Origin of the sequence: Shewanella waksmanii ATCC BAA-643 (assembly GCF_000518805.1) — a bacterium.
Taxonomy (GTDB): domain Bacteria; phylum Pseudomonadota; class Gammaproteobacteria; order Enterobacterales; family Shewanellaceae; genus Shewanella; species Shewanella waksmanii.
This window is the reverse complement of sequence record NZ_JAEH01000005.1, coordinates 1-19763: the sequence shown is the minus strand read 5'-3', so window position 1 is coordinate 19763 and position 19763 is coordinate 1. Positions and strand designations below refer to the sequence as shown.

Sequence of the window (19763 nt, the reverse complement as noted above, 5' to 3'; positions counted from 1 at the left end):
AAATAAGGCAAATTAGGAATTTATCATGGTCGGGTTAGATGCGTTATATTCAATACTGGCAAAACCAGTGCAAACGCAGTTACGTAAGAAGCGGATTGTAGAGCAAACTGATGATACAGCTGGCATTTCAGCCGATAGTCATGAGGCGCCACAATCGCAATTGCCGCCTAATCTGGAACGCCGCAAAAATACCGAAGACCGGCGCGGGGACGCGCGTGGCGATCGCCGAGGCCAAGCCGAGCGCGATGAACAAATGCGTCGCATGCAAGCTGAAGCCGCTAAAAAACCTCTGCCCACCATCGACATTGATGTGTGAGCGCCGCTTAACGGAGTGACCTCGAACGAACCACAACCATTGCTCCACTATTAGCATAACCACCAGCATTGAACCCAATTGCTTGGCAATTGCGATATACGGCGCTAATGGTCGATGACGTTATTGACCGCTCGCTGCCAGCCTGCATATAAAGCTTCACGGCTGTTGGCATCAAGGTTGGGCTTAAACGATTTATCAATGCCGGCTTTACGTTTCAATTCTGCGGTCGATTGCCAGAAACCCACCGCTAGGCCAGCCAGAAAAGCGGCACCTACAGCAGTAGTTTCTGTCACAGTAGGGCGCAGCACTTCAACATCGGTAATGTCCGCTTGAAACTGCATTAAGAAGTCATTGGCCACGGCGCCACCATCGACTTTAATCTGTTTGAGCTCAACACCACTGTCTTTACTCATGGCATCCAGTAAATCTCGGCTCTGATAGGCAATGGCTTCTAACGCGGCCCGAATAATATGATTGCGATTAGCACCACGAGTTAAGCCAACCAAAGCGCCCCTGGCATTGGGATCCCAATAGGGCGCGCCTAAGCCCACAAATGCTGGCACTAAGTAAACACCGTTAGTATCTGCCACTTTCTCGGCAAAATATTCAGTATCTTGGGCATCACGGATCAGGCCTAACTCATCACGTAGCCATTGGATGGTAGCACCGCCCATAAATACGGCCCCCTCAAGGGCATAGTTGATACCGCCATCAGGGCCAATGGCCACAGTAGTGAGTAACCCATGGGCTGATTTCACTGCTTGCTCGCCAGTATTCATCAGCAAGAAGCAGCCCGTACCATAAGTATTCTTGGCCATGCCCTCATCAATGCACAATTGACCAAACAGTGACGCTTGTTGATCGCCTGCGATACCAGCAATCGGTATCTCTCCACCTTCGCCAGCAATACGAGTGCGGCCATAAATCGCGCAAGAAGGTGCCACTTTAGGTAGCATTGAGGCAGGAATATCTAACATGCCGAGTAACTTATCATCCCACTGCTGCTGATGAATGTTATACAACATAGTGCGTGATGCGTTGGTTGGGTCAGTGACATGCACTTGCCCTTCAGTCAGTTTCCACACTAACCAGGTATCAATGGTGCCAAATAGCAGATCGCCTGCTTGGGCTTTTTCTTTAGCCCCTTCAACGTTGTCGAGGATCCAGCGAATTTTAGTCGCCGAGAAATAAGGGTCTAATACTAAGCCAGTATTATCGTTGACATACTCTGCCCAGCCTTGCTGCTTGAGGCTCTCACAAATAGGTTGGCTGCGGCGGCATTGCCACACAATGGCATTATGGATCGGTTTACCTGTATGTTTGTCCCAAACTACCGTGGTTTCGCGCTGATTAGTAATACCAATTGCGGCAACTTCATCACTACGAATTCCAGCTCGGGCCAATACTTCTATCATGGTTGAGCTTTGCGATGACCAAATCTCCATTGGGTCATGCTCTACCCAGCCAGCTTTGGGATATATTTGACTAAACTCACGCTGGGAAACGGCAACAATATTGGCGTCATGATCGAAAACAATGGCTCTGGAACTGGTGGTTCCTTGATCTAATGCGATGACATAACGCTTACTCACAATCTGCTTCTCCGTTTATTGCTGTGTATGTTGTGGCATGCCAATCTCTGGCTCAGTTGGCGTTATGACCTCATCGCACGGGTGCGCGGGTAAATACCATAGCTCAACAATTTGATTATTCTTAACCCGAAAGTTACCAATGGCACATTGGCTGTGTTGTTCACCTTCATGCTGCCAGGTCACTTGCTCAACCGTACTTACGTAGGGGCCTGACACCAGTAAATCGACAATAACGGCATTGGCGTCGGTCAGTGTTTCAAAATAGTCCGCCATCGCCGCAGCAAACTCAGCCTGATTGCCTGTCTCAACCACAACTTTGGTGCCCGTGATGTTCATCCACCGCACATCTTCTGTTGTATATTGCAGCATTTGCTCAACACTATGTTGATTATAGCTATTAATAAAAGCACGCACCGTTTGTTCAGCAGATTCATTTGCCGATACGTTTGCGGCCAATAAAGTTAGGCCGGCAATCATCCAAGAAAGCTTCATTGTTCACTCCGGTGTTATGACTTCTGTATTGAGGTTGCCAGTTCTCTTCTGCAAGTAATATGTAGAATAAAATGACGTTATGTTACTTATTTATGATGAATATAAGCGCTCTAAGTTCCTTTCGCCACTAGATTATTTATCACTAATAAAAAAACACCCCGTCATGAACGGGGTGTTTTAATCAAACTTAAACAGCCAAGAGTGTCGCTATAGCTTGTAACTTAGCTGCGCACCCACTAACCAAACGTCACCGCTGGCTTGGCCATCAAACTGTACACTCGCTAAATCAAGCAAGGTCATCGACTCATTAATTGGCGCATCACCGTGTGCTTTAATATAGGTCACGGCAAAATCCAGGGTCATCTTGTCAGAGGCTTGGTACGCAGTACCTAAACTAAACCACACACGATCAGAATCAGGGATAGTGATAGTACGGTATTCATCTTCTACTGCTGTTTTGTCCAATGCCACACCACCACGAACTAACCAGTCTTGGTTAATTTGATAGGTCGTCCCAACCGCAAAACGCCAGTTGTCTTTAAAGTTCTCTTCTTTCACCAGATCTTTATCGATGTCGCCAACAGGTTTTTGATCGCCAGGGAAATAAGCCACTAACTCATCAAACACACTCCATTGAGTCCAATTGATGCTGGCATGCATAGCCCAGTTATCACTCAACTGATGATGAGAAGCCAATTCGGCAAAAGCGGGCAGCTCTAGCGGCATATAGCCTTCAATACTCACATCTTGTCCGCCGTCATACAGCAGGCCCGATGCATGGCCGTCAAGCTCAAGCTTTACCCCACTATGATAGGCAAAGCCCAGGCGATGAGCAGCGTTGATTTGCCACGCAGCACCCACTTTCCAGCCAACAGCCAGATCGTCCCCTTCCATGCTCTTAAGCGTCGTGCCACTTGGTGGTAACGCTGCAACGATTTCTGCCGGCAAGCCAGGTAATGCAGCGATACCGTCTATCCAACCTGGCGCACTCGCACCAATTTTGCCATCACCGTACACAATACGTAGACCGGCGCCTACTGAGAAAGCTTCATTCACTTTATAGGCAATATTGGGATTAAACTCGACTGTGGTAATACCGGTTTCATTGCCAAAAATCGCTGTTGGATGAGTATCTGGTACCTCGGTCGCCAAACCGTAGTTAGAGTTGACCCCTAGTCCCCATGTCCATTGCTCGTTTAGTTGCTGCGAGAAATAAAAGTTAGGCACAACGGCACTATCCGCAACATCTAAGGCATCGGCATTCATCACCATTGGCTCTGGGCCGAGAATCGGTGAGGCTAAAGCAAGATCACCATGCACATCCACATTGGGCATCACATAGATCGCACCCGCAGAAAATTGACTACCTTCGAGGTAAGTTAACATGGCAGGATTACGGGCTTGCGTTGAGGCATTGTCGGCCATTGCCGCTTCACCGGCAAAAGAGCGACCTTGACCCGATGCTGAATACTCCGCAAGCTGGAAACCCGCTGCGCTAACCTGAGAAGACTGACCTAACAAAGCTGCAGTAACAGCTAAAAATACTATCCGCTTGTTCATTGATATTCTCTTATATTTATCCGTAGATAGAGTATGAACTCTATTTTTCGCACCGAGAGTCTACTCACGCAGAATATCTTTACAAGCAAATCCGTAAAAATAGTGTTTTACACTAGTGGTAGTGCACTTTAGCAGTGAATATTTTGATGCTAAACGCATTTCAAACAGCGTTAACATGGGAAGATTAAGAGTGGGATTCGCTGACAACTTTTACTTTGTTATTCACAATTGAAATATTTTTGATAAAAAACAATCAATTAAAGCCAAATCTATTCAGCACACGTGTTAGCTACTAATCAGCAAAAAACACAGCATAAATCACTAATTGGCACAAAAGTGTGACACTTAACAAATTGAATAATGAAAAAAATAAGATAAATCAAAAGGTAACAAGTTAAGGTGTTGCATAGTTAAAACAAAGCCAGCTAAGCTTGCGCTTAACTGGCTACAATTTTTACATCTATTGGTACATATGTACGCTAAGCACGCCAAGCAGGAATATTGCGCTCGTAGCTTTCAATTTTATCTTGGTGACTTAAGCTCAACCCAATGGCATCTAAGCCATTGAGTAGGTTATGTCTGGCTGAATCAGCAATGCTAAAACTAAACACATCACCACTAGGCGCTGTAACGGTTAGCGCCGCTAGATCCACTGTGATTTTCGCGCCTTCTTGAGCCACAACCTCATCCATCAACTGTTGCACTTGCGCGTCAGTCAATTTGACAGGCAATAAACCATTGTTAATCGAATTGCCATAAAAGATGTCAGCAAAGCTAGGGGCGATAATCACCCGTAGACCAAAGTCAGCCAATGCCCAAGGCGCATGTTCACGGCTTGAACCACAACCAAAGTTTTCCTGCGACAACAAGATTGACGCGCCCTTATACCTTGGCTGGTTTAGGGTAAACTCTGGGTTAGGTTGATCGCCAGCATCATCTAAATAACGCCAATCATGAAACAGGTGAACACCAAAGCCATCACGGGTCACCTTAGATAAAAACTGTTTCGGAATAATTTGATCGGTATCCACGTTAGCGCTATCGATCATCACCGCTAAACCGGTATGGGTAGTAAATGCTTCCATGATGCGCTCCTAGTAATCTTTACGAATATCAACAAAATGACCGGCTACCGCAGCCGCTGCCGCCATAGCTGGACTCACCAAGTGAGTACGACTTCCGCGGCCTTGACGACCTTCGAAGTTACGGTTACTTGTTGAAGCGCAACGATCGCCAGCTTCTAAGCGATCATCATTCATGGCCAAACACATAGAGCAGCCAGGTAAACGCCATTCAAAACCGGCATCGATAAAGATTTTATCTAACCCTTCCGCTTCGGCTTGCTCTTTCACTAAGCCAGAACCAGGTACGACAATCGCAGTAACGCCTTGTGCGACTTGACGCCCTTTAGCTTGATTGGCCGCGCTGCGTAGATCTTCAATACGCGAGTTAGTACAAGAGCCAATAAATACCTTATTAATCGATACATCGGTCATCAAGGTGCCGGCATCTAACGCCACATACTCTAGCGCTTTTTCGATACTGGTGCGCGCAGTCGCGTTATCTGCAGACTCAGGGCTTGGCACCGCTTGGTCAATTGCTACCACTTGGCCTGGGTTGGTACCCCAAGTCAGTTGCGGAGCAATATCTTTTGCTTCTAATACCACGCTGGCATCAAACACCGCACCTTCGTCGCTACGCAGTTGCTGCCACGCTGCCACGGCTTGTTCCCAAGCCACTCCCTTAGGAGCAAACTCACGACCTTGTACATAGTCGATGGTGGTTTGGTCTGGTGCAATCATACCTGCCTTCGCGCCCATTTCGATGGCCATGTTACACACGGTCATGCGTCCTTCCATGGTTAATGCTTCAATCGCTTCACCACAGAACTCAACCACATAACCTGTGCCGCCATCCATACCGATTTTACCGATAATCGCCAGCACAATATCTTTAGCAGTAATACCGTCAGCCACATGACCACGCACTTCAATCTTCATGGTTTTGGCTTTCAGTTGACGCAAAGTTTGTGTCGCCATGACGTGCTCAACTTCAGAGGTACCAATACCAAAAGCGAGCGCACCAAAAGCACCATGGGTGGCGGTATGTGAATCACCACAAACAATCACAGTGCCCGGCAGGGTAATACCTAGCTCTGGCCCCATAACATGGACAATGCCTTGGTTTTTGTGGTGAATATCATACAAGCGAATACCAAACTTCTTACAGTTGCTCGCTAAAGTCTCAACTTGAGTACGTGCCATAGGGCTTAACGCATCTAAGCTAGCGCTTTTAGTTGAGGTATTGTGATCCATCGTCGCGAAGGTTTTTTCAGGAGCGCGCAATTGACGACCAGCCACTTCTAAACCACTAAAAGCCTGCGGAGAAGTCACTTCGTGAACAAGGTGACGGTCAACATAGATAAGCGGCGCCTCACCTTCAACTTGGGCAACAATGTGACTGTCCCAAACTTTCTCATACAGTGTCTTAGCCATTATTTGGCCTCCCTGACAGCTTGAGCAATATAATCACCCATTTCACTGGTCGATTTGGCATTACCACGCTCACTAGCAGGCAACAACTCACCGGTTAAATAGCCATCGGCTAAGGCTTTCGATACCGCTGATTCAATCGCGCTTGCAGCATCTTCAAGCTTTAAGCTGTGGCGCAACAACAATGCAGCAGACAAAATCTGCGCCACAGGGTTAGCAATACCTTGGCCGGCAATATCAGGGGCACTGCCACCAGCAGGCTCGTACAAGCCAAAACCTTCGCTATTTAAGCTTACCGATGATAGTAGTCCCATCGACCCGGTTAGCATGGCAATTTCATCGGAAATAATGTCACCAAACAGGTTAGAACACAGCATAATGTCAAACTCATCAGGACGACGTAATAGCTGCATAGTGGCATTATCAATATAGATATGCTCTAACTCGACATCTGGGTAGTCTTTAGCCACCTCTTCAACGACTTCACGCCAAAGTACTGAACATGCAAGTACATTGGCTTTATCTACTGAAGTGACTTTTTTGCGGCGACCTTGGGCAGCTTCAAAGGCAATTTTAGCAATACGGCGGATCTCTTTGCGGCTATAGCGCATAGTATCAAACGCTTCTTCTGCTTCACCTTCGCCTTGACGACCTTTAGGCTTACCAAAGTAAATCCCACCGGTAAGCTCACGTACGCATAACACGTCGAAACCACGGCTAGAGATATCGCTACGCAGTGGCGACATATGCTCAAGTCCACTATGCAATTTAGCTGGGCGCATATTACAGAACAGCTCGAAATGACCTCGCAATGGCAACAATGCACCACGCTCAGGTTGATCATTCGGTGGTAAGTGCTCCCACTTAGGGCCACCGACAGAGCCAAACAAGATGGCGTCGGCGTTTTCACAGCCCTTTAAAGTACTTTCTGGCAATGGGCAGCCTTGATTATCGATGGCTGCGCCACCTACATCGTATTCGCTATATTCAATATCTAAGTCAAAACGCTCTTCCACTGCGGTCAGCACTTTACGTGCTTCTGCCATCACTTCTGGGCCAATGCCGTCACCGGCCAACACCGCTATTTGATAACTCATACGACTCTAAACTCCTGCTCATCTCAATCGTTAATTTCTTAAATTTGATAATTAAATCGCTATCTACACGCCACCAAGTTCAGCGCGTTTTTGTTGTATTTTTTGTTTGCTTTCAGCCACTTTGTCGGCACGCCAAGTCAAATTCATCACATGAATAAGTGCCTGTACTGAGGCTTCAACGACATCGGTCGCTAGCCCCACGCCGTGGAAACTTTGCTGGTGATAATCTGCTTGAATGTCCACCTGACCTAAAGCATTTTGCCCTTCGCCTTTAGCACTTAGCTGATAACCCGTGATATCTATCTTGCAGTCGCTGGCGCGAGCAATAGCGTTGTAAGCGGCATCAACTGGGCCATTACCCGTTGCGGCTTCTGTCACGGTTTCGCCATTGGCTTCAATGGTCACAGTAGCAGTAGCACTGCCCTGAGTGGAGTCAGCGTGAACCACCAACTGTTGTAACTGGTAATGATCGTCTTCTTCGGCTTGCGCTTCCATAAAGGCTAAAGCCTCTAAATCGTAGTCGAACACTTGGCCTTTCTTATCGGCCAAGGCCAAAAATGCTTCGTACAATGCATCCATATCATAATCTTGCTCACCGTAGCCCATCTCTTCCATACGGTGCTTAATGACATGTCTACCTGAACGCGAAGTCATATTGAGATTATTACGATTTAAGCCAATGCTTTCAGGCGTCATGATTTCATAGGTGTTTTGCGACTTAAGCACGCCGTCTTGGTGAATACCTGACGAGTGAGTAAAGGCGTTAGCCCCCACAATGGCTTTGTTAGCCTGTACCGGCATATTACAAAGCTGGCTGACTAAACTCGACGTACGGTGGATCTCTTTAGCATTAATGCCAGTCTCTAAACCCAAAGCGGCTTTGCGGGTAGAAAGGATCATGGCAATCTCTTCTAAAGAACAGTTACCGGCACGCTCACCAATACCGTTAACGGTACACTCAATTTGACGTGCACCATGCTGCACCGCCGTAATGGAGTTAGCCACAGACAAGCCCAAATCATCATGGCAGTGAACTGAGATCACCGCTTGGTCAATATTAGGAACGCGATTAAATAGGGTTTCAATAATAGTGCCAAACTCGCTGGGCACGGTGTAACCTACCGTGTCAGGGATGTTAATGGTCTTAGCACCCGCTTTAATAGCTGCTTCAACCATACGGCATAAGTTATCAATCGGTGTACGACCAGCATCTTCACATGAAAACTCAACATCGTCGGTAAAGCGACGAGCATATTTTACCGCGCCAACTGCCATATCTAATACTTGATCAAACGAGCGCTTTAGCTTGCTTTCAACATGAATAGTAGAAGTAGAGATAAAGGTGTGAATACGGAACTGGTCGGCAACCGACAATGACTGCGCGGCGGCATCAATGTCTTTTTCCAGGGCCCGTGCCAATGCACACACTCGGCTGTTTTTCACCGTTCGGGCAATGGTCTGTACTGACTCGAAATCACCTGGCGATGATACCGGGAACCCCACTTCCATTACATCCACACCAAGTCGTTCTAGTGATAGAGCAATCTGAAGCTTTTCCTTAACCGTTAAACTTGCTGCCAGCGCTTGTTCGCCGTCACGTAGGGTCGTATCAAAAATTATCACTCGGTTAGACATCTGGTTTCTCCGTGGAACGTCAGGTTCTATCTTTTGTCAGTTTTCATATCCATAAACAAAAAAACCCCGCGGGTTTGTGCGCGGGGTTTATGAATGCTGTGGTGTTTAGTTAAGCGTGCAACACTACATTCTCCGCGCAGAAACTGCGAGAATGAGAATAAGGAGGCTGAGTAGTGCACGAATATTTGTCATCTTTGTATTCAGTAAATTTATATAATTATGCGTTCGTTTTTTATCTTAGCGGTTATTTTTTAACGTGTGTAGCCGTGAGTGTCAACCCCATTTTTTTCATCTAAAACAGATTAGACCAGCAAATAAGTCCCATAAACTGGCGCTAGCGGCTCACGTTAAGCTAGCTAACCCTATGGGAATAGGGCTTTAAGCCAATTAGTCAGGCTAACAACCCAATTAGACTAAATATACAAAATAAAGCAAATTTAGTGTGCGACTCTATATAAAAAATCGGTATAATAAATACTCAGGACCTATCAAAATTACGATGCATACGGAGCGGCAACAAATGGATTTTCGTGTCATAGTGCTAAGCCTAGTATTTTGGCTGCCTTCGCTATGGGTTAACACCACGCCATCTCTGACCGATCTTGCTACCCAAGTTTACCCCTATCCAGCGCAAACCTTAGAGCAGATCAACAATATAGAACGACAACGTTTACCGGAGTTCGATGAAGGGTTGCCACGACTGCAGCTGGCCCTGCTCAAATGCGAAACCTTTGTTCAACAAGGCGAGTATGAAGCAGCCCTCAACTTGGCGCGTATGCATGAAGCTCGGGCCAAAGCCAAGCAACTTCCCCAAGCTACACCTTACTTTTTAAACTGCATGGCAGCGGCATTCATGCAATACGGCGATGTACGTCAAGCGCTACCGATTCTTGACAAGGCAGTATTACTGTCCCGCGAGCAACAACAACCGCAATCACTGGTCAATGCCCTGCTGCTTAGGGCCCGTATCGATATCGACACAGCCAGTTATAGCAGCGCACTAGAAGATTTGCGTCTTGCCACCGATATTTACCCAGATACAGCCCGCCAAGCTACCAATTGGATCACGCCGCCTAAAGCGTATATTGATATTGCCATGGCAGACCTATACGCGTTACGTAACCAAACCAATCAAGCGTATCAGTTGGTGTTACGGGCGCTCGACCAACCGCAAGTTGTAGGCAAAGTACGCTTAGCCGTGACCCTTTCACTGGCGAGAATCGCTCAGCAAAACAATCAAATTGCCAATCGTGATGCCTTCATTTTAGAAGCTAAAAATCTGCTGCCTGAACTCGGCTCGGCGGTGGAACTCGCCAGCAGTTATCAGCAGTTAGCCGAATTAGAATTTGCCCGTGGCAACTATAAAAGTGCCAAGCAACTTTTGGAACTGGCGCTCAACTCCTTTAGCAAGCATAAACGCACCTTAGGCGAATTGACTGCTACCCGCAGCTTGGCACAACTGGCTTTAGCCACTGGAGAAGCAGCCAAAGGCCTAGCCTTAATGGAGTAAGTGCTTACCCAGGCCCAACGAAGCGCTAAATATGAGCAGCTTAATATCGCCTTTCAAATCCTCAGCGATTATTACGCCGAGCAAGGCGATTACGAGCAGGCCTACGATTATCAGTTGTTGCGATACGATGCCGCCAGCAACGCCTATAACTTTTTAAAAGATACCCGCCTGCTGCAGTTAAAAGCACGACTAAGCCGTCAGCAACAATTAGTCCGCTCACAACAAATGCCCAACCTCCCGCTGCTCGATAACGGCTTAGGCATGGGCTACGCAATTGGGGCCATCTTTCTGCTTATCAGCCTGATGAGTGTGGGCATTTTTATCAAAAACCGTAAGAAACCACTCAACACTTTTAGTAGCACAATAAGCAATAGTTACACCGCCGATGCGCAGCAGCGTATGGAGCAGTTAATACAAAGTGCTAAACATTCAGGGTTTGCTATCAGTCTACTGTTGGTTGATTTGGGTAAGGTCTACCCCGGCGACACCGGCGTCATAAAAGAGATTTTAGCCAATAAGCTACGTGACCAAGATCTTTATAGTTTTAATGACCGTGAACAGCTGATCATCATGTTGCCATTTACGCTGAATAAGGGAGCCATGAATGTCGCTGCACAATTACAAAGTGCATTGGTGCCTTTGATTGCAGATGAGCATCTGAAGGTGGGCTTGGCCGTTATGCAGCAACAAGATGGGCTAACCTCGCTGATAAAACGCGCACAGATCAACCAAGTGACCAATATGAAGCGTTATAACCAGCAACAAGTCACCAGTTAACCGCCCTCACTGAGGTAGTTGCTGATTTCATCTAAAAACTCGTCACCAAAACGGTTGAGCTTAGTTTCACCCACACCATTGACTGCCAACATCTCTCCAGCACTGGTGGGCAGCATTGCCGCCATTTCAGCAAGGGTTGCGTCGTTAAACACCAAATAAGGTGGCACATCTAACTCTTCGGCTAAGGTGCGGCGCAGTAACTTCAATCGGGCAAATAGCTTACGATCATAGTTCAGCGGCGCTCTGGCACTACTGCGGCGTTTAGTGATAGTTGCTATCTCAAGCCTAGGTTCGGCAAGCTGCAATTCAACACTGCCTTTCAACACATCACGGGCTAAAGGGTTGAGCGTCACGGATGAACCCCGCGATATATCTTGGCTGGCATAGCCAAGATGAATGATCTGCCTCACCACACTGAGCCAAAATTCATGAGTTTTATCCTTGCCAATTCCCCAGGTCGATAACTTGTCGTGCCCGCGATCAACCACGTTAGCCGCTTTAGAGCCACGCAGTACATCAATCAAATGGTTAATACCAAATCGCTGTTGTAGACGATAAATACACGATAGTACTTTCTGGGCATCTTCAACGCCGTTATAACGCTTTGGCGGGTCTAAACAAATATCGCAGTTACCACACGCTTGGGTGGCACTTTCATCAAAATAGTGCAGCAAGACTTGGCGGCGGCACGTTTGCGCTTCGGCAAAGGCAGCCATGGTATTAAGTTTATGAAACTCTACTTGCTGTTGCGGCCCAGGTTCAGATTGTTCAATCAAATGCCGAACGCGGCCAATATCACTGGGATCAAATAGCATCAGTGCTTCCGCATCCAGTCCATCACGACCGGCGCGACCCGTTTCTTGGTAATATGCTTCAACACTTTTGGGGATATCGTAGTGCACCACAAAGCGCACGTTAGATTTATTGATCCCCATACCAAAAGCAACCGTCGCCACGACAATATCCAGTTGGTCACGCAAGAAACGCTCTTGCACGTCGGCACGTTCTTGTTGGGTTTTACCGGCGTGATAAGCTTCGGCTTTGTAGCCTTGCAGGGTCAAACGTTCGGCGACTTCATCAACACGGCGGCGACTACTGCAATAAATAATACCGCTATTGCCTTGCTGAGCTTGTACAAACTGTCTGAGCTGATTTGTAGCATTGAGTTTCTCGGCCACGGTATAACGAATATTGGGACGATCAAAACTGGTGAGCAACACGTAAGGATTAATGCCTAAACGTGTACAGATATCTTGGCGTGTCACCTGATCGGCCGTGGCGGTTAATGCCATAACGGGTACGTGGGCAAATAACTGCTTTAACTGTCCAAGTAACGCATATTCAGGGCGAAAGTCATGGCCCCATTGCGAAATACAGTGGGCTTCATCGATGGCAAATAACGATAACGGCAGTGCCTGCATACGCTCAATAAAATTAGGCATCAACAACCGCTCTGGCGATACATATAAGAGCTTCAACTCACCGCGATGCATCTTTTGATATATGCCCTGGGTATCTTCGCGAGACAGTGATGAATTGAGGTAAGCTGCGGCGACTCCCATCTGAGTCAAACTGTCGACCTGATCTTTCATCAATGAAATAAGCGGTGAGACGACAATGGTCAGCCCCGGCAACATGGTCGCAGGCAACTGATAACACAAACTCTTACCGCCACCGGTTGGCATAATCACCAAGCTGTCTAGGCCTTGGCATGCTTGTTCAATCACTTCACGCTGGCCTGAACGAAAAGTACGGTAACCAAATACCGCCTGCAATTTGGCAGCCAGCGGGTCAGCGTCTATCGATTCAACAGCTACAGCAGTGGTCATTAATTCACATCATCTCACTTCAAGGGTGGCCTATTCTAATCAAGCTGGGCTGTGTTGTCTCGACTGAAATGCTTTTTTCTTCACCACCAAAGCGCAGTGGTCGGCGGCTGAATAAAATTTCAGCAAATGCTTGCCTATCTCCGTCAATTAGCGATAGATTAAATACTCTAACCATAACAATACGATCGAGATTATGACCGATACCGTGCAAGCAACGATGTTAGCCAACGTGGCAGAAATCTTTGATAAACATGTGCCGTTTCATAACTTACTGGGCATGGACATTAAACGTTACGACACCGAAGGGGTTGAAGTTGAAGTCAGCATGAAACCCGAGCTCATTGGCAACATTCACCAGCAAATTCTTCATGGTGGCGTCACCGCAACGGTACTGGATGTGGTCGGCGGACTGACCGCCTTTTCAGGCCTAGTCGCTAGCCGAGACGATTGGAGCCTAGCCGATTTAGAAAAGCGCATTCAAACCTTAGGTACCATCGATTTACGTATTGATTATTTACGCCCTGGGCGCGGCGAGCTGTTTACCGGCACCGGCACCGTAATACGCGCGGGCAACAGAGTCTCGGTATGTCGCATGGAACTGCATAACGAACAAGGCTCGCACATTGCCTTTGGTACAGGCACATACATGGTCGGCTAACTCGCGTAATAGCGTGCTGTCAGCAAATCTTGCCTAAGTGGCAGAGTTTGCTAACAAGGCTAAGTCAGTTTAGTTATCACGCTAAACTTGAGAGATCTGCCACCGCCCCCTACAATGCGGTTCCGTTACCGATTAAAACAGTAGAACCATGGCTGATCTCGAATACCGCAAAGGCATCGCCTTAGCGCTTTGTGCCTATTTCCTTTGGGGCATCGCGCCCATCTATTTCAAGCTATTACATAGCGTATCAGCGTCTGAGATTCTGGCGCATCGCGTGGTGTGGTCGTTTGTATTTATGATTATTCTGATGCAGTTTATCGGTGGATTTAGCAAGCTCAGGGCATTGTTTAAGCAGCCAAAACAGCTTGGCGTACTGGCGGTAACTTCGGTCTTAATTGCCGCAAACTGGCTGATTTTTATCTGGGCTGTCAATAACGACCACATGCTCGATGCCAGTTTAGGCTACTTTATTAATCCGCTATTTAATGTGTTACTGGGGATGCTTTTTCTCGGCGAGCGGCTACGTAAATTACAATGGTTTGCAGTGGCGCTGGCAGGAGTTGGCGTGTTGATCCAGTTAATATCATTTGGCTCTATTCCGCTAGTGTCATTGGCGCTAGCTGGCTCGTTTGGCTTTTATGGTTTGCTGCGCAAGAAAGTCAATGTTGATGCTAAAACCGGCCTGTTAGTTGAAACCGCGCTGTTACTGCCTATTGCGGTTATCTATCTATTGGTTACCTTAGACAGCGCTAGCGCTAGCATGCTGACAAACAGCCTAAACATGAACTTGATGTTGATTGCTGCCGGTGTCGTCACTTCTGTGCCCTTACTATGCTTTGCCGGTGCGGCAACCCGTATTCCGCTGTCTATGCTGGGCTTTTTCCAATACCTTGGCCCCAGCATTATGTTCATCTTGGCCGTTAGCCTCTATCACGAACCATTTGATTTAGAAAAAGGCATCACCTTTGGTTTCATCTGGTGTGCGTTGGTCATTTTCAGTATCGATATGCTTTATAAGCGTAAAAAATCGAACTGAACTACCACCTCGCTGGCACATTGACATATTATGTCAATGTGCCAAAATGGCAATCATCTTAGATAATAAGGAGTTTGTCTATGTCGCAAGTTTATCTGCTAGAACCTATGTCAACCTCGGGCCAATGGAGTTTTATTGGCCTCATCGCGATGTTAGTTGGCATTGCCGCTTTAGTATTTTTCAAGCGCATGCCGCAACCAGCAAAAGTAGCCAGCATGGCATTAATGGTGCCACCCATCTTGGCGTTTAGCTGGGTTCTGTATCAAATCAATGACGCTAAGCTGGTGATCGACGAGCAAACCTTAACCCTTGATGTGCCTTTTTACGGCTTTAGTTTACCTCTCTCGGAAGTCGATATGCAGGCGATTAGCTATCTAGACTGGCACACGCAGCCGGATCTCAAACCAAGACTGCGCACTAATGGCATTGGCATGCCTGAACTCCAACTGGGTTGGTTCAAACTGAAAAACCAGCAAAAAGCTTTCATGGCGATGACCGACCAAAGTAAGCTCATTATGATCCCGACGAGTCATGACTATCCAATTATTTTAAGCCTACAGCAACCGGGCGATTTAGTGGGCAAGTAACGCCAAGCCATAAAAAAATGCGAATCTATTGATTCGCATTTTTGGGCAAATTACAGTTCCAACGCCAATATTTTCGACTTGCGCTGATAGTTATAAAGCTGCTTTTTCTTAATGAGTAATAAATCACATCTATTCCGCTATCATAAAAATAGGCATTTTTATCTATAATAGGTTTTGGTAAGCCCCAATAACAGTAGACACTTCTCATTAAAATATATTGACTCACCCTAAAATTAACTAGCTCTGGGCAACCTTAAGAATCGAATGAAGATATTTAATGACTAAATGGTCAAATCATGTTTTTGGAAACTGATTTTTGAGGTACATTGGCAACCAAAGCAGCAAGTTGCTGGTAGTGATAACTAACTTGCTTTATGACATAAAAAGCAAGATTCTCAACATCACTTCTATTATCTGGAAGTTGCGCAACACAATAAGCCATTGCCATTAGGCAACGCGTATTACGATCATAACCTGCAAGCTCATCGGTATAAAATTTAGCAATATAATGACTGACAGCTGAAGCTGGTATGTATTCAAATACACTACCAATTTTTATTTCCGTAGCGAGAAAACCCTCTACTTCTTCAGCAAGAGTTATAATTTTATATTGTCGTTGAAATAAGTTCATTCGACACTCTCACCTTAAAATCTGGGCCGTTATTACTTGTCACCGCAAGACTTCCCACAGTAAACAGTGGCTGTCTTACCAAAATAAGCTCTAAAAGCAGTATTAAAAGCACCTGGAGATCCGTAACCGACTTTAAAAGAAACATCCATTACAGTTTCCCCTCGCTTCAGTAATACCGATGCATGCATCATGCGAACAGTTAGGCGCCATTGATGAAAAGTACAACCTAGCTCTTTCTTAAACAATCTAGCGAGTGTTTTCTCACTCGCTCCAACCTCTTGGCCCCACTCTTGTAACGAGAAATTATTCTCTGGATTATTCACCAAAGCGGTACAAATTGGTACTAAACGACGTTCATTCGGTATGAAAATATCCTCTTTAAAATCTTCAGCGTTAATAATCTCATGGACAATCAAAACATCTTTGTGATCATTAATAATTTCTTGGCTACACGCTCCCCCCCAGTTACTTGCATCCTTAATTAATTCCTTTAATAGAGGAGTAATAAACTTAACGCTCACTGACTGAGGAAGATCACCAAAAACCTTAGTATCGATGTATAAACTTCTATAATGGTATGGATTAATATTTTCCGAACGATGTGGGGTATTTGGCGGTATCCAAACAACTCTATCAGGCGCCAATCTAACTAACATCGACTCAGTGAATAAAAGGCTGTCACCAGAAATATAATAAAGTAATTGACCCACTTCATGTTCGTGAAACTCGCTATAAACTCCTGAATTTGCTTTGTAATCATAACAATGAATAGGGCGTGTCATTGTACTTGTATCAAATAGTGGTTTATTCACCGTAAACCTGCCTTTCCTCATCTACCATTCGTGTTAATTCTAACCAATCCTGTATCAATTAATAATAAAGCGTTGCGAATTTGTGATGGAGTTCTAAAGGTTAAAAATTAGCTAATTCGTTGTCCGTAATTATTAATTTTATGTCCGTTTTTTGATTTCAAGGCGCTTTATTTTCCACTAATTTTGTGTGGCTATTTTGTTGCTAGTTGATTCAAGCAACACATTAGCTCAATCCAGAACATTGGTTTTTCTGACATAGAGTTAGTTTGGAGAAGGGCTTGAAAAATACAAATATAATTAAAAGGTTACTGCTTAGCCTGACACTAATTACGCTTTCAAATACAAGTTATGCGAGCGTAGAAGATGTACTAGCTAGCAAGTTTGCCTTAGGTGAGTACTCACCTAAAGGCGCAGACTCTTGTTTGATGTGTCACCGCAAAAGTGACCAAGTGATGGCGATTTTTGATGGGGTACACGGTCAAGGTAACAGCAGTGAATCGCCGATGGCTGGCCTGCAATGCGAAGCCTGTCATGGCCCGCAAGGCAATCATAACAAGGGCGGCAAGGAGCCGATGATTAGCTTTGGCGCTGATAGTAAGTTGTCGGCCAGCGCGCAAGACACCGTGTGCCAAGGTTGCCACAATGATGCGCAGCAGATGAGCTGGCACAGCTCAACCCATAATCTTGAAGAAGTGGCCTGCAGCGACTGCCACCAAGTGCACACAGCCAAAGACCCGGTGATGGACAAGCTATTGGTGAATGACACCTGCACCAGCTGCCACAGCAAAGAAAAAGCTGATATGAACAAGCGCTCATCGCACCCATTGAAGTGGGACCAGATGACCTGTGTTGATTGCCATGCCCCTCACGGCTCGATGAGTGAAAGTGCGTTAACTAAGCCCACCGTCAATGACACATGCTACAGCTGTCATGCGGAGAAGCGCGGGCCATTTTTGTGGGAGCACCCACCGGTCACCGAAGACTGTGTGACCTGTCATAACCCCCACGGCAGTGTGAATGATGATTTGTTAACCCACCGCGCCCCTCAGTTTTGCCAGCAGTGCCATGCCAATGATGGTCATGCCTCTCGTGTGGTGCCAGAGCCGGGTATGGATGCCTTTGGTGGCGGTAAGAGTTGTTTGAACTGTCACGGCCAAATTCATGGCTCTAACCATCCTTCAGGCAGCTTGCTGCAACGCTAACGGAGAGCAAGATGAAGTTATTCAAAGTGAATGTAATCACGCTGTCGATGATGGCGGTGTCAGGGTCAGCGATGGCGGTGGATTTTGGTGTTGGTAATGCTAATACGGCCAAAGTGAACGCGAGCCAGTATGAGTGTAAGCGCTGCGGTGATAGCACGGGCTATCAAGGCAGTGTCAGTGTGTCGGCGGGCTATAACGATATCAGTGATATCCATGCCGGTAATGCACTGGGTACGGCAGAAGATGGCGCCATCGGCGCGGTCAGTGGGGATGTGCGTTACCAAGATGGAGCTGGGTATCGTGGCCAGTTGCAAGCGCATCAGTTAGGGATGGACAACGGCTTTTTAAGCTTAAGTGCGGGCAAAGCGGGTGTGTACGGGTTGGCATTTGATTACAGCAGTATCAAAACCTATCAAGCGGGCGATGTGGAAAGTCAGCTGTGGCACAACAACGGCATGCTGACACCGAGTGTGAGTGTGAACCAGTTTGATTTAGCCCTTGAGCGGGAAAAGACTGGCCTTGGGTTTGATTATGGCCGTGATTTCTACAACGCCTTTGTGCGCTTTAGCCAAGAAGATAAAACTGGCCATCAGTCGAGCAGTATTGTGACGCCAAGCCCAGTGAATTTTGGTTTACCGGTGGATGCGACTACTAAGCAGTGGGATGCAGGTTTAGCGCTCAATGGCGATAACTGGATAACCGAGCTCAGCTACATGGGCAGCTTCTATGAAAACAACATCAATCATTTGAGTTTACCGCATCTCAATGATGTGTACTCAGCCAGTCCAGATAACCAAGCGCATCAGGTTTCGCTTTCGGGTCAATACCAGCTTAACCGTACCGTGATGAGCGGCCGTTTAGTGACGGGGCGGATGATACAAGACGATGACCTTATCCAGATGAGCGGCAACCCGTTGCAAAACTGGGGCGGACAAGTGGACACCTTAGATGGTCGCTTGGCGGTTACGTCGATGTTGACCAACCGTTTGCGCTTAGGCGGCAGTGTCGATTACAGCAAGCGCGACAACAAGAGCTCAGTGGCGGAGTTTGCGCAATACAACTTTAACAGTGTCACGGGGGCCTTTAGGCAAAACACTCCACGGGATTATGAGCGCAATACCTACAAGGTGAACGCCAGTTACCGCATTGCCAGCGGTTACCGTTTGCAGGCGGGGTATAACCGCAAAGAGGTGGAGCGCAGCTTTAGTGAGCGTGAGCAGACCCATGATGACAGTTTGTGGATGAAGTTTAACGTGCGGGCACTGGACAAGTTCAACATCAACCTCAAGGCAGAGCACGCCAATCGCGGTGGCTCAGAGTATGAAGCAGACGCACTGACCTCATCAGAGCAAAACGCCTTGATGCGCAAGTATTACTTTGCAGACCGTACCCGTAATGCGGTTGAGCTGAGTGTTAACCATAGCCCAGTGCATTGGATGAGCTTAGATATCAACACCCGCTATGCCAAGGATGAGTATGACGAGACACAAATCGGCTTAACGGAGTCGGAAGATTATGGCTATGACGTGAGTGTGAG

18 protein-coding genes are annotated in these 19763 nt (G+C 46.7%); 8 read left to right on the top strand and 10 right to left on the bottom strand.

All coding sequences use genetic code 11. The features are described 5' to 3' along the window. Nucleotides 1-25 precede the first annotated feature (25 nt). A complete protein-coding gene (locus L865_RS0102840) occupies nt 26-316 on the top strand; it encodes a hypothetical protein (RefSeq protein WP_028771842.1) in 291 nt (96 codons plus the stop codon). Between the two features lie 104 nt (nt 317-420). Here L865_RS0102840 and glpK read toward each other — a convergent pair whose 3' ends face one another. The 7 genes from glpK to leuA all read right to left on the bottom strand — a co-directional run bounded on the left by glpK (nt 421) and on the right by leuA (nt 9184). Beyond that, nucleotides 421-1908: a glycerol kinase GlpK gene (glpK, locus tag L865_RS0102835; protein ID WP_028771841.1), complete on the bottom strand. Its 1488-nt coding sequence runs from the start codon at nt 1906-1908 to the stop codon at nt 421-423. Between the two features lie 15 nt (nt 1909-1923). Further along, complete coding sequence (locus tag L865_RS0102830; RefSeq protein ID WP_028771840.1) at nt 1924-2400, bottom strand: nuclear transport factor 2 family protein; 477 nt, start codon at nt 2398-2400, stop codon at nt 1924-1926. 207 nt (nt 2401-2607) lie between these two features. Further along, nucleotides 2608-3960: an outer membrane protein transport protein gene (locus L865_RS0102825; protein WP_028771839.1), complete on the bottom strand. Its 1353-nt coding sequence runs from the start codon at nt 3958-3960 to the stop codon at nt 2608-2610. A gap of 479 nt (nt 3961-4439) precedes the next feature. After that, nucleotides 4440-5045 (bottom strand): 3-isopropylmalate dehydratase small subunit, encoded by a 606-nt coding sequence (gene leuD, locus L865_RS0102820; protein ID WP_028771838.1) that lies wholly within the window; start codon nt 5043-5045, stop codon nt 4440-4442. A 9-nt stretch (nt 5046-5054) separates the two neighbouring features. Then, on the bottom strand, nt 5055-6455 hold the full coding sequence (gene leuC, locus L865_RS0102815) for a 3-isopropylmalate dehydratase large subunit (protein ID WP_028771837.1): 1401 nt from the start codon (nt 6453-6455) through the stop codon (nt 5055-5057). After that, nucleotides 6455-7549 carry a 3-isopropylmalate dehydrogenase gene (gene leuB / locus L865_RS0102810; RefSeq protein WP_028771836.1) on the bottom strand — a complete coding sequence of 365 codons (1095 nt, stop codon included), beginning with the start codon at nt 7547-7549 and terminating at the stop codon, nt 6455-6457. Before leuB ends, leuC begins: the two co-directional genes overlap by 1 nt. Nucleotides 7550-7612: 63 nt before the next feature. Beyond that, entirely contained in the window at nt 7613-9184 is a 1572-nt protein-coding gene (leuA, locus tag L865_RS0102805; RefSeq protein WP_028771835.1) for a 2-isopropylmalate synthase, read from the bottom strand. A 520-nt stretch (nt 9185-9704) separates the two neighbouring features. Between leuA and L865_RS22985 the strand changes: the two genes are divergently transcribed. After that, a complete protein-coding gene (locus L865_RS22985) occupies nt 9705-10694 on the top strand; it encodes a tetratricopeptide repeat protein (RefSeq protein ID WP_037470467.1) in 990 nt (329 codons plus the stop codon). Continuing rightward, nucleotides 10695-11471: a hypothetical protein gene (locus L865_RS22980; RefSeq protein ID WP_037470466.1), complete on the top strand. Its 777-nt coding sequence runs from the start codon at nt 10695-10697 to the stop codon at nt 11469-11471. Here L865_RS22980 and recQ read toward each other — a convergent pair. Further along, the gene (gene recQ, locus L865_RS0102795; RefSeq protein WP_028771834.1) at nt 11468-13300 is read right to left on the bottom strand and encodes a DNA helicase RecQ; all 1833 of its coding nucleotides are present in this window, start codon (nt 13298-13300) and stop codon (nt 11468-11470) included. The genes L865_RS22980 and recQ overlap by 4 nt on opposite strands. Nucleotides 13301-13493: 193 nt before the next feature. On the opposite strand from recQ, the gene L865_RS0102790 reads away from it, so the two are divergent. From L865_RS0102790 to L865_RS0102780, 3 genes are all read left to right on the top strand, one after another. Next, nucleotides 13494-13958 carry a thioesterase family protein gene (locus tag L865_RS0102790; RefSeq protein ID WP_028771833.1) on the top strand — a complete coding sequence of 155 codons (465 nt, stop codon included), beginning with the start codon at nt 13494-13496 and terminating at the stop codon, nt 13956-13958. 148 nt (nt 13959-14106) lie between these two features. Beyond that, the gene (rarD, locus tag L865_RS0102785) at nt 14107-14994 is read left to right on the top strand and encodes an EamA family transporter RarD (RefSeq protein ID WP_028771832.1); all 888 of its coding nucleotides are present in this window, start codon (nt 14107-14109) and stop codon (nt 14992-14994) included. An 80-nt stretch (nt 14995-15074) separates the two neighbouring features. Beyond that, nucleotides 15075-15581, top strand: a complete 507-nt coding sequence (locus L865_RS0102780) for a PH domain-containing protein (RefSeq protein ID WP_028771831.1) — start codon at nt 15075-15077, stop codon at nt 15579-15581. Between the two features lie 289 nt (nt 15582-15870). Here L865_RS0102780 and L865_RS0102775 read toward each other — a convergent pair whose 3' ends face one another. Continuing rightward, the gene (locus tag L865_RS0102775; RefSeq protein ID WP_028771830.1) at nt 15871-16212 is read right to left on the bottom strand and encodes a hypothetical protein; all 342 of its coding nucleotides are present in this window, start codon (nt 16210-16212) and stop codon (nt 15871-15873) included. A 32-nt stretch (nt 16213-16244) separates the two neighbouring features. Continuing rightward, nucleotides 16245-17024, bottom strand: coding sequence for an AraC family transcriptional regulator (locus L865_RS22975; RefSeq protein WP_169732685.1), 780 nt, complete (start codon nt 17022-17024; stop codon nt 16245-16247). 308 nt (nt 17025-17332) lie between these two features. Here L865_RS22975 and L865_RS0102765 point away from each other — a divergent pair, with 308 nt between their 5' ends. Continuing rightward, nucleotides 17333-18226 carry a DmsE family decaheme c-type cytochrome gene (locus L865_RS0102765; protein ID WP_425423600.1) on the top strand — a complete coding sequence of 298 codons (894 nt, stop codon included), beginning with the start codon at nt 17333-17335 and terminating at the stop codon, nt 18224-18226. Between the two features lie 11 nt (nt 18227-18237). After that, nucleotides 18238-19763: MtrB/PioB family decaheme-associated outer membrane protein (locus tag L865_RS0102760; RefSeq protein WP_028771828.1), on the top strand; the 1526-nt coding region annotated here is incomplete at its 3' end.

Excerpts from the sequence above, each read along its gene's own strand:
- L865_RS0102840 (WP_028771842.1), top strand. The coding sequence starts at position 26 with ATGGTCGGGTTAGATGCGTTATATTCAATACTGGCAAAACCAGTGCAA.
- L865_RS0102830 (WP_028771840.1), bottom strand. The coding sequence starts at position 2,400 with ATGAAGCTTTCTTGGATGATTGCCGGCCTAACTTTATTGGCCGCAAAC.
- L865_RS0102825 (WP_028771839.1), bottom strand. The coding sequence starts at position 3,960 with ATGAACAAGCGGATAGTATTTTTAGCTGTTACTGCAGCTTTGTTAGGT.
- leuD (WP_028771838.1), bottom strand. The coding sequence starts at position 5,045 with ATGGAAGCATTTACTACCCATACCGGTTTAGCGGTGATGATCGATAGC.
- leuC (WP_028771837.1), bottom strand. The coding sequence starts at position 6,455 with ATGGCTAAGACACTGTATGAGAAAGTTTGGGACAGTCACATTGTTGCC.
- leuB (WP_028771836.1), bottom strand. The coding sequence starts at position 7,549 with ATGAGTTATCAAATAGCGGTGTTGGCCGGTGACGGCATTGGCCCAGAA.
- leuA (WP_028771835.1), bottom strand. The coding sequence starts at position 9,184 with ATGTCTAACCGAGTGATAATTTTTGATACGACCCTACGTGACGGCGAA.
- L865_RS22985 (WP_037470467.1), top strand. The coding sequence starts at position 9,705 with ATGGATTTTCGTGTCATAGTGCTAAGCCTAGTATTTTGGCTGCCTTCG.
- recQ (WP_028771834.1), bottom strand. The coding sequence starts at position 13,300 with ATGACCACTGCTGTAGCTGTTGAATCGATAGACGCTGACCCGCTGGCT.
- L865_RS0102790 (WP_028771833.1), top strand. The coding sequence starts at position 13,494 with ATGACCGATACCGTGCAAGCAACGATGTTAGCCAACGTGGCAGAAATC.
- rarD (WP_028771832.1), top strand. The coding sequence starts at position 14,107 with ATGGCTGATCTCGAATACCGCAAAGGCATCGCCTTAGCGCTTTGTGCC.
- L865_RS0102780 (WP_028771831.1), top strand. The coding sequence starts at position 15,075 with ATGTCGCAAGTTTATCTGCTAGAACCTATGTCAACCTCGGGCCAATGG.
- L865_RS0102775 (WP_028771830.1), bottom strand. The coding sequence starts at position 16,212 with ATGAACTTATTTCAACGACAATATAAAATTATAACTCTTGCTGAAGAA.